The organism is Streptomyces sp. NPDC060027 (assembly GCF_042737005.1).
GTDB lineage: Bacteria > Actinomycetota > Actinomycetes > Streptomycetales > Streptomycetaceae > Streptomyces.
The window spans coordinates 1-9,626 of the sequence record NZ_JBHWVI010000284.1 but is presented as its reverse complement, the minus strand read 5'-3'; the positions used below and the strand labels follow the sequence as shown (position 1 = coordinate 9,626).

The window sequence follows — 9,626 nt, the reverse complement described above, 5'->3', positions numbered from 1 at the left end:
CCTCCAAGAGGGGGCGCGGTCCGGGCCGCCGCGCCGTGCGGCCCTCGCCGAACTGACGGACAACTGGTTGACCGGCCTGTTCACCGCCGGATCCGAGGGCATGCGCGGGGTCTCCCTCGTCGCCGTCGGCGGCTACGGCCGCGGTGAGCTCTCTCCCCGCAGCGACCTCGACCTGCTCCTCCTGCACGACGGCGGCGACTCCGGCGCCGTCGCCTCCCTCGCCGACCGCATCTGGTACCCCGTCTGGGATCTGGGCCTCGACCTCGACCACTCGGTCCGCACCCCCGCGGAGGCCCGCAAGACCGCCGCCGACGACCTCAAGGCCCAACTCGGCCTCCTCGACGCACGCCACCTCGCGGGCGATCTCGGTCTCACCGCCGGATTGCGTACGGCGGTCCTCGCCGACTGGCGCAACCAGGCACCGAAGCGGCTGCCCGAACTCCAGGAGCTGTGCGCGGAGCGCGCCGAGCGCCAGGGCGAACTCCAGTACCTCCTCGAACCGGACCTGAAGGAAGCGCGCGGCGGCCTGCGCGACGCCACCGCACTGCGCGCCGTCGCCGCGTCCTGGCTCGCGGACGCGCCCCGCGAAGGCCTGACCGACGCACGCCGCAGGCTCCTCGACGTCCGGGACGCCCTGCACCTCGCCACCGGACGCGCCACCGACCGCCTCGCGCTCCAGGAACAGGACCAGGTCGCCGCCGAACTCGGTCTGCTGGACGCCGACACGCTGCTGCGCCAGGTCTACGAGGCCGCGCGCGTCGTGTCGTACGCCAGTGACGTCACCTGGCGCGAAGTGGGGCGAGTCCTGCGATCGCGTGCCGTACGGCCGCGGCTGCGCGCCATGCTGGGCGGCGGCAAGCCGGCCGCCGAGCGATCCCCCCTCGCCGAGGGCGTGGTCGAGCAGGACGGCGAGGTGGTGCTCGCACGCGCCGCCCGCCCCGAGCGCGACCCCGTGCTGCCGTTGCGCGCGGCAGCGGCGGCCGCGCAGGCGGATCTCCCCCTGTCCCTGCACGCCGTACGGCGCATGGCCGCCGCCGCGCGCCCGCTGCCCACGCCCTGGCCGGCCGAGGCGCGCCAGCAGCTCGTCACCCTCCTCGGCTCGGGCCGCCCGACCATCGAGGTCTGGGAGGCGCTGGAGGCGGAAGGGCTGATCACCCGGCTGCTGCCCGACTGGGAGCGGGTGCGCTGCCGGCCGCAGCGCAACGCCGTCCACATCTGGACCGTCGACCGCCACCTCATCGAGACGGCCGTCCGCGCCTCGGAACTGACCCGCCGCGTGGGCCGTCCCGACCTCCTCCTCGTCGCGGCCCTGCTGCACGACATCGGCAAGGGCTGGCCCGGCGACCACTCCGTGGCCGGCGAGATCATCGCCCGTGACGTGGCCGCCCGGATCGGCTTCGACCGCGTGGACGTGGCGGTGCTCGCCACGCTCGTACGCCACCATCTGCTGCTCATCGACACCGCGACCCGGCGCGACCTGGAGGACCCGGCCACCGTCCGTTCGGTCGCCGAGGCCGTCGGATCGCAGGGCACCCTGGAACTGCTGCACGCGCTCACCGAGGCCGACGCGCTGGCCACCGGACCCGCCGCCTGGTCCTCCTGGCGCGGCTCTCTCGTCGCCGACCTGGTCAAACGGGTCTCCGCCGTGCTCGCCGGGGACACCCCCGAGGAGCCCGAGGCCGCCGCGCCGACCGCCGAGCAGGAACGGCTCGCGATCGAGGCGTTCCGCACGGGGGGTCCCGTCCTGGCGCTGCGCGCGCAGACGGAGCCGGTCGACGCCGACGCCGAGGCGGACTCCGTCCCCCAGGACCCGGAGCCGCTGGGTGTGGAACTTCTCATCGCGGTCCCGGACCAGCCGGGCGTGCTCCCCGCGGTGGCCGGCGTCCTCGCCATGCACCGGCTGACCGTCCGCACCGCCGAGCTGCGCGCCCTGGACCTGCCCGACGGGGTCGAGGGCTCGGTCCTGCTGCTCAACTGGCGGGTCGCCGCCGAGTACGGCTCCCTGCCGCAGGCCGCCCGCCTGCGCGCCGACCTCGTACGCGCCCTCGACGGTTCCCTCGACATCGCGGCGCGCCTCGCCGAACGCGACGCCGCCTACCCGCGCCGCCGCGGATCGATCGCGCCGCCGCCCCGCGTGACCGTCGCCCCGGCCGCCTCGCGGCACGCCACGGTCATCGAGGTCCGCGCCCACGACGCCCCGGGCCTGCTGCACCGCATCGGGCGGGCCCTGGAGAAGGCGCACGTCCGGGTACGAAGCATGCATGTCTCCACGCTCGGCGCGAACGCCGTGGACGCCTTCTACGTGACGGGCACGAAGGGGGCGCCCCTGCCGGGCGCCGAGGCGGCCTCGGTGGCCCGTGCGCTGGAGGAGACGCTGCGGGAATGAAACGGTGCCGACCGTCCCGTACACCTGGCCGCGAGGGTGCCATAGGTCTCTCGTATGAACGCGGTGGAGACCCCACCGCACGCGGCCAGATACCCTGGAGGGCGATTCCCATCGCCCCCGACCCCTGAGGACCGACGAGCGCCGTGTTCGATACTCTCTCCGATCGCCTCTCAGCGACGTTCAAGAACCTGCGGGGCAAGGGCCGACTGTCCGAAGCCGACATCGACGCCACCGCACGCGAGATCCGTATCGCGCTCCTCGAAGCCGACGTGGCCCTCCCGGTCGTGCGGACCTTCATCAAGAACGTCAAGGAGCGCGCACTCGGTGTCGAGGTCTCCAAGGCGCTGAACCCCGCCCAGCAGGTTCTGAAGATCGTGAACGACGAGCTCGTCACGATCCTCGGCGGCGAGACCCGCCGCCTCCGCTTCGCCAAGAACCCGCCCACCGTGATCATGCTCGCGGGTCTCCAGGGTGCGGGCAAGACCACGCTCGCCGGAAAGCTCGGCAAGTGGCTCAAGGACCAGGGGCACTCCCCGCTCCTCGTCGCCGCCGACCTCCAGCGCCCGAACGCGGTGAACCAGCTCAGCGTGGTCGCCGAGCGCGCGGGCGTCGCCGTCTACGCCCCCGAGCCGGGCAACGGCGTCGGCGACCCGGTCAAGGTCGCCAAGGACTCCATGGAGTTCGCGAAGACCAAGGTCCACGACATCGTGATCGTGGACACCGCCGGCCGCCTGGGTATCGACCAGGAGTTGATGCAGCAGGCCGCGGACATCCGCGACGCCGTCAGCCCCGACGAGATCCTCTTCGTCGTCGACGCGATGATCGGCCAGGACGCGGTCAACACGGCCGAGTCCTTCCGTGACGGCGTCGGCTTCGACGGCGTGGTGCTCTCCAAGCTCGACGGTGACGCCCGCGGTGGTGCGGCCCTGTCGATCGCCTCGGTCACCGGCAAGCCGATCATGTTCGCGTCGAACGGCGAGAAGCTCGACGACTTCGACGCCTTCCACCCGGACCGGATGGCCTCCCGCATCCTCGACATGGGTGACCTGCTCACCCTGATCGAGCAGGCGGAGAAGACGTTCAGCCAAGAAGAGGCCGAGAAGATGGCCTCCAAGCTGGCGTCCAAGAAGGGCCAGGACTTCACCCTGGACGACTTCCTGGCCCAGATGGAGCAGGTCCGGAAGATGGGCAGCATCAGCAAGCTGCTCGGCATGCTCCCGGGCATGGGCCAGATCAAGGACCAGATCGCCAACCTCGACGAGCGCGACGTCGACCGCACGGCCGCCATCATCAAGTCGATGACGCCGGCCGAGCGCCAGGAGCCGACGATCATCAACGGCTCGCGCCGCGCCCGTATCGCCAAGGGTTCCGGTGTCGAGGTCAGCGCGGTCAAGGGCCTGGTCGAGCGCTTCTTCGAGGCCCGCAAGATGATGTCCCGCATGGCCCAGGGCGGCGGGATGCCGGGCATGCCCGGGATGCCGGGCATGGGGGGCGGCCCCGGCCGCACCAAGAAGAAGGCGAAGCAGGCCAAGGGCAAGCAGCGCTCCGGCAACCCGATGAAGCGCAAGCAGCAGGAGGAAGAGGAGGCTGCCCGTCGCGAGGCGGGTGCCCAGAGCGGCAACGCCTTCGGCCTCCCTCAGCAGGGCGCCCAGGACGACTTCGAGCTGCCGGACGAGTTCAAGAAGTTCATGGGCTGACATCCCGTCCCGTACGGGAGTGCTTCAGCGACGCCCACTGGGGGCGCCCCTCACCGGAGGGGCGCCCCCAGCGGCGTGAGCGCGGGTGCCACTGTCCGCCATGTGTCGTAACGTCGCCATATGGGCAACCCCGTACCGCCGCGCAAGGCACCAGATCAGCCGTGGCGTACCGAGGGAACGCCACCCGAGTCGACACCGCCTTCGGGTGGCCGGCGGAAGCTGCCCGGCGGCTGGTGGAGCCTGGCCCTGGCCGCTCTGGTCGTGTTCCTGGTCGCGAACCTGGTGCTGTCCTTCTACAACCAGGGCGACGAGCCGACGATCTCGTACACGGAGTTCAGCAGACAGGTGACCGACGGCAACGTCACCAAGATCTACTCCAAGGGCGACGCGATCCAGGGACAGCTCAAGAACTCCCAGGAGAACCCCGACGGTGACGGGAAGTACACCAAGTTCAAGACCCAGCGCCCGGTCTTCGCGGACGACAAACTCTGGGAGAACCTGCAGGCGCACGACGTCACGGTGACCGCCTCGCCGGTCGTCCAGGAGCGCAGCTTCCTCTTCAACCTGCTGATCTCGCTCGCCCCGATGGCCCTGCTCGTCGTCCTGTGGATCTTCATCGCCCGCCGGATGGGCTCCGGCATGGGCGGCGCCGGCGGCATGCTCGGCCGCAAGACGCCCCCCAAGCCGGTCGAACTCGTGCCCGGCGGCAAGCGCACGACGTTCGCGGACGTGGCCGGCATCGACGAGGTGGCCGGCGAACTCAACGACGTCGTGGACTTCCTCAAGAACCCCGACGCGTACCGCAGGATGGGCGCGAAGATGCCGCGCGGTGTGCTGCTGGCGGGCCCGCCCGGCACGGGAAAGACCCTGCTCGCGCGGGCGGTCGCGGGGGAGGCGGGGGTCCCGTTCTTCTCCGCCTCCGCCTCCGAGTTCATCGAGATGATCGTGGGCGTCGGCGCCTCGCGTGTGCGCGAGCTGTTCGCCGAGGCCCGCAAAGTGGCCCCGTCCATCATCTTCATCGACGAGATCGACACCATCGGACGGTCACGGTCGGGCGGCTCCGGCATGGGCGGCCACGACGAGCGCGAGCAGACGCTGAACCAGATCCTCACCGAGATGGACGGCTTCTCCGGCTCCGAGGGCGTCATCGTCATCGCCGCCACCAACCGCGCGGACATCCTGGACCCGGCGCTCACCCGCCCCGGCCGCTTCGACCGCGTCGTCAACGTCTCGCCCCCCGACCGCGGCGGCCGTGAGGCGATCCTGGAGATCCACACCCGCGACATCCCGCTCGCCCCCGGCGTGGACCTGACCCAGGTGGCCCGTACGACCCCGGGCATGACCGGCGCCGACCTCGCCAACCTCGCCAACGAGGCGGCCCTCCTCGCCGTCAAGCGCAAGCAGGAGGAGGTGACCCAGGGCGACCTGTCCGAAGCGCTCGAAAAGGTCCAGCTCGGCGCCGAACGCTCCCTGGTCATGCCCTACGAGGAACGCCGCCGCACCGCGTACCACGAGAGCGGCCACGCACTCCTCGGCATGCTGCGGCCCGGCGCCGACCCGGTCCGCAAGATCACCATCGTCCCGCGCGGCCGCGCCCTCGGCGTCACCCTCTCGACGCCGGACGCGGACCGGTACGCCTACACCGAGGAGTACCTGCGCGGCCGCATCATCGGCGCCCTCGGCGGAATGGCCGCCGAACACGTCGTCTACGACGTCGTCACCACGGGCTCGGAGAACGACCTGGAACAGGTCACCAACATCGCCCGCGGCATGGTCGCCCGCTGGGGCATGAGCGAACGCGTCGGCCGGCTGTCCGCCCTGCCCGGCGACGCCCAGCAGGCCTACGGTCTCGCGGCGGCCCCGGGCACCCTCGACTCGATCGACCACGAGATGCGCCGCATCGTCGACGAGTGCTACGAGGAGGCCTGCCGGAAACTCCGCGAACACCGAGGACAGCTGGACGCCCTGGCCGAGGCACTCCTCGCCAACGAGACCCTGGAGGAGGCGGAGGCGTACCGGATCGCCGGGGTGCCCCGTACGGCGAAGGAAGCGTGAGCCCTCAGACCGTCCGGGCGATCAGATACCGGAACACGTTCGGCATCCAGACCGTCCCGTCCCGCCGCAGGTGCGGATGCAGCGCCTCGGCCACTTCCTTGTCGACCTGGGCCTGATCGGTGGCGTCGACCGCGGCGTCGAAGAGCCCCGTGGACAGCAGCCCTCGCACGGCACTGTCCACATCGGCGTACCCGAACGGGCAGGCCACCCGCCCCGAGCCGTCCGGCCGCAGCCCGGCCCGCTGGGCCACCTCCTCCAGATCGTCCCGGCGGGCGGCGCGCAAGGCCGCCGCACCGCGCAGGGGGTCGGCCAGTTTGGTGGCCACCCGCAGCACGGCCGAGGTGCTGCACCGTTCCGGCGGTCCCCACCCGACCAGCACCACGGGCGTTCCGCGGCCGGTGAGGGGCGCCGCCTCCGCGAGGAGCGCACCGAGCCCCTCGGAGTCTCCGGCCACGCACCCGATCGGCTCGAACGCGGTCACCAGGTTGTAGGCCGGAGCTCCCGCCACGGCCGCGTCCCCGGGAGAGCCGGCCACGAGCCGGTGGCCGCGCGGGTGGGTGCCCCGGCCCTCCGGCAGCAGACGCTCCCGTGCGAGGGCCAGCCGTTCGGGCGACGAGGAGTCGACACCCGTGACCGCGGCGCCGCGGGAGGCCGCCATCAGCAGGGCGAGCCCCGCCCCGCAGCCGAGTCCGAGCAGCCGCGTCCCGCCGCCCACTTCGAGTCGGTCGTAGACGGCCTCGTAGAGCGGCACCAGCATCCGCTCCTGGATCTCGGCCCAGTCACGCGCGCGTGCACCCCGGTCCGCGCGGGGCGCTGGACCCGCATGAGGAAGGTGCTGCCGCACGAGCGTAGGTGTCATCGAAAGTGCCCCAATCCGCCGAGAGTTGCCGCCGGGCCTGTTCCTTCGCCCCCGCGCACGAGGCCCGCACTCCCCCCGTATGTCAGGTAACTCCGCACTCGACGTGCCGTCCAGGGGTTGCGGGGGCCCGTTTGTGCGCGGGCCGCAAAGGGCGCGAGAATTCACATTCCGGCAACGTGGGCCCGTACGATCGCCGCATGGCAAAGGCACCCGTTCTCACGCCCCAGGCGGACGACTTCCCGCGCTGGTACCAGGACTTGATCAACAAGGCCGAGCTCGCCGACAACGGCCCGGTGCGCGGCACCATGGTCATCCGGCCGTACGGGTACGGGCTGTGGGAGCGGATGCAGCAGGAGATGGACGCCCGTATCAAGGAAGCAGGCGCCCAGAACGCCTACTTCCCGCTGTTCATCCCGCAGTCGTACCTGACCCGGGAGGCGGAGCACGTCGAGGGGTTCGCCCCCGAGCTCGCGGTGGTCACGCACGGCGGTGGCAAGGAGCTGGAGGAGCCTGTCGTCGTCCGCCCCACCTCCGAGACGATCATCAACGCCTCCTTCTCCAAGTGGGTGCAGAGCTACCGCGATCTGCCGCTGCTGATCAACCAGTGGGCGAACGTGGTCCGTTGGGAGATGCGCCCGCGGGTGTTCCTCCGAACGACTGAATTTCTCTGGCAGGAGGGCCACACCGCCCACGCCACCTACGAGGACGCCCGGGACTACGCCGCGCACATCCACAAGGCGGTGTACGCCGACTTCATGGTCAACGTCCTCGGCATCGACGTCGTCCTTGGCCGGAAGACGGCGAGCGAGCGGTTCGCGGGTGCCGTCAACACCCTCACCCTCGAAGGCATGATGGGTGACGGCAAGGCGCTCCAGATGGGCACCAGCCACGAGCTGGGGCAGAACTTCGCGAAGGCGTTCAACACCCAGTACCTGTCCAAGGACGGCAAACAGGAGCTCGTCTGGCAGACCTCCTGGGGGTCCTCGACCCGCATGGTGGGTGGCCTGATCATGTCGCACGGTGATGACAATGGGTTGCGGGTGCCGCCCCGCCTCGCCCCGGTACAGGTCGTCGTCCTCGCGATCAAGGGGGACGAAGCGGTTCTGGCCAAGGTCCGCGAGATCGGCGACCGGCTGAAGGCGGCGGGTGTACGGGTCCAGGTCGACGACCGTACGGACACCCCCTTCGGGCGCCGCGCCGTCGACTGGGAACTCAAGGGCGTCCCGGTGCGCGTCGAGGTCGGCCCCCGTGACCTGGAGAGCGGCACCGCGATGCTGGCCCGCCGCATCCCCGGAGGCAAGGAGCCCGTGGCCGTCGACGCCCTGGCGGCACTGCTCCCCGCGATCCTGGAGGAGGACCAGGCGATGCTTCTGCGGCAGTCGCGCGAGCGCCGCGAGTCCCGCACGTCGGAGGTCTCGACGATCGAAGCGGCCGTGGAGGCCGCCGTGGCGGGCGGCTGGGCGCGCATTCCGTGGGCCGACCTCGGCGAAGAGGGCGAGGCCAGGCTCGCCGAGCACGCGGTGACCGTACGGTGTCTGGTCGCGGAGGACGGGTCGGTGCCCGGCACCGACGACGCACCCGGTAACGTCGCCGTCGTCGCCCGCGCCTACTGAGCGGGCCCGAGGGCGGCCGAAACACCTCTTGCGCATCTGCCGACCACAGGCGCCCCGGAGCGCGGAGACCGTCTACGCGCCGGGGCGTACGTGTGCCTACGTACCGCCTTGGTAGGAGCTGTGACGCTTCTCCGCAGATCAGCGCACCCGCCCTCGTCAGGACGCATCAGCGGCAACTGACGGGTACGTGCAAATTATTTGGGATGCCCCGGAATAGGAACACAGAGGCACCCCCGCTCGTTGTCATTACGTGAGCACGACACCACCTGTTCTCGCCGCAGAGCTGGCAGGGGCGTGGGCCGACATTCAGCGGCACCACTCCGAGCTGCCCGATCTTGCCGCGCCAGAGTCCCTGATCGGAGAATCGTCGTCCGCCTGCGGACACGAGCTCTCCTTCGAACGACTGCTTCACGAAGCAGTCCACGGCATCGCCGCCGCCCGCGGAGTCCGCGACACCTCGCGCGCCGGCCGGTATCACAACCGCAGGTTCCTCGCGATCGCCGAGGAGCTGGGCCTCGACCACCCCGAGGAGCCGCATCCCAGCAGTGGCTTCTCGCTGGTCACGCTCAACCCCGAGGCGAAGCGCCGCTACCGCCCGACGATCGAGCGGCTCCAGCGCGCGCTGAAGGCCCACTCCGCCGCCACCGCCGCCGACACCGCCCGCTCGTTCCGCGGCCCGGCCGCCCGCCACGGTTCCTCCGGGGGAGGCGTCCGCGTCAAGGCCGTCTGCGACTGCGGGCGCAATGTGCGCGTGGTCCCCTCGGTCCTCGCGCAGGCGCCGATCGTGTGCGGAGGGTGCGGCAAGCCCTTCCGGATTCCGGAGGTGGTCGGGGCGGCCGCGGGCTGAGGTGCGTGCGACGCCGGCGTCTCGTGGGTGCCGGACGAGTACGCGCGGCCCGTGAGCAGTCGTGCCTCCCCCACCTCCTTCGAGGCGGTGGGGGATTTCAGGAAGCACGAGTGCGCGCGGGCCACACCTCGCCTGCGCCCCTGCGCCGCCGGTCCCTACGGGCCCATGG

The 9,626-nt window shown here is 71.5% G+C and carries 6 protein-coding genes; 5 read left to right on the top strand and 1 reads right to left on the bottom strand.

The genetic code is table 11. The annotated features are described in order from the left end of the window. From ACFWBT_RS38760 to ftsH, 3 genes are all read left to right on the top strand, one after another. On the top strand, window positions 1–2,386 hold a 2,386-nt coding region (locus ACFWBT_RS38760), incomplete at its 5' end, for a [protein-PII] uridylyltransferase (RefSeq protein ID WP_385708273.1). 143 nt (window positions 2,387–2,529) lie between these two features. Beyond that, a complete protein-coding gene (gene ffh / locus ACFWBT_RS38755) occupies window positions 2,530–4,083 on the top strand; it encodes a signal recognition particle protein (protein WP_385708270.1) in 1,554 nt (517 codons plus the stop codon). Window positions 4,084–4,203: 120 nt separating this feature from the next. Beyond that, entirely contained in the window at window positions 4,204–6,138 is a 1,935-nt protein-coding gene (gene ftsH / locus ACFWBT_RS38750; protein WP_385708267.1) for an ATP-dependent zinc metalloprotease FtsH, read from the top strand. A gap of 4 nt (window positions 6,139–6,142) precedes the next feature. Here ftsH and ACFWBT_RS38745 read toward each other — a convergent pair whose 3' ends face one another. Beyond that, window positions 6,143–6,997 (bottom strand): SAM-dependent methyltransferase, encoded by an 855-nt coding sequence (locus ACFWBT_RS38745; RefSeq protein ID WP_385708264.1) that lies wholly within the window; start codon window positions 6,995–6,997, stop codon window positions 6,143–6,145. Between the two features lie 197 nt (window positions 6,998–7,194). On the opposite strand from ACFWBT_RS38745, the gene proS reads away from it, so the two are divergent. Next, complete coding sequence (gene proS / locus ACFWBT_RS38740) at window positions 7,195–8,610, top strand: proline--tRNA ligase (protein WP_385708261.1); 1,416 nt, start codon at window positions 7,195–7,197, stop codon at window positions 8,608–8,610. Between the two features lie 250 nt (window positions 8,611–8,860). Continuing rightward, the gene (locus tag ACFWBT_RS38735; protein WP_385708258.1) at window positions 8,861–9,457 is read left to right on the top strand and encodes a hypothetical protein; all 597 of its coding nucleotides are present in this window, start codon (window positions 8,861–8,863) and stop codon (window positions 9,455–9,457) included. Window positions 9,458–9,626: the final 169 nt, after the last annotated feature.

Coding starts and splice junctions, on each gene's coding strand:
- ftsH (WP_385708267.1), top strand. CDS start 4,204: ATGGGCAACCCCGTACCGCCGCGCAAGGCACCAGATCAGCCGTGGCGT.
- ACFWBT_RS38745 (WP_385708264.1), bottom strand. CDS start 6,997: ATGACACCTACGCTCGTGCGGCAGCACCTTCCTCATGCGGGTCCAGCG.
- proS (WP_385708261.1), top strand. CDS start 7,195: ATGGCAAAGGCACCCGTTCTCACGCCCCAGGCGGACGACTTCCCGCGC.